General features: G+C 35.7%; 1 protein-coding gene. It reads right to left on the bottom strand.

Features of this window, described 5'->3' with window-relative positions:
- The coding region (locus CO726_RS31205; RefSeq protein ID WP_099686852.1) for a hypothetical protein at window positions 1-385 on the bottom strand (385 nt) is incomplete at its 3' end.
- Between the last annotated feature and the right edge of the window lie 264 nt (window positions 386-649).

The following is a 649-nucleotide window of genomic DNA, read 5'->3' as shown; positions in this document are numbered from 1 at the left end:
CATCTTTCTTATAAATACAATCTCCATCTGAAGCCTTTACATGATGGCTACGCAGAATCGGTTTCCATTGCTTAAGCGAATATCCCTCTACATCTAAAAAACCACGGATAGCAGTAAAGCGAAAACTTGTCCCTCTAAAGCATCGTTCCAATAAAAAAAGGAAATCCCGTATACATCCATTAAAATAGACATGATACAAATAGATTTCCCCTGCTTGTTTGGCTGCTCGCTGTGACAAGTTTGATGGTTTAATGGAAAACTGATAACAATCTCGTTCCCAAAATGCTCCTTCCTTTGTAACTCGCATTCGTAATGCACGCAAATTTGGCATAAAATCATCTGGATGTGCAGAACAAAATATAGATACTTCATAACTCATTTTCATTTAAAATTCCTCCCTGGTTATCAAAAAAAACACAAATCTTGTGTTTTTTCTCACAGTGTTTTTTATTTGTATACCTAAATCTAAAGACCTTTTTACAAGTGATTCCTAACTTGAAGACAACACAAAAAGGGCTCCTCCAAGTCGATTAAAAATGTGCATAGCAAAATAAGCTATATATACACTAATCGGCTCAAAGAAGCCCTTTCATAAATGAAACAAGACGCAACTTGCTTCTACAACTCAACCACAACACAATAAGGTGTG

Origin of the sequence: Bacillus fungorum, from assembly GCF_002746455.1 — a bacterium.
GTDB classification, from domain to species: Bacteria; Bacillota; Bacilli; order Bacillales; family Bacillaceae_G; genus Bacillus_A; species Bacillus_A fungorum.
This window is presented reverse-complemented; position numbering and strand designations above follow the sequence as displayed.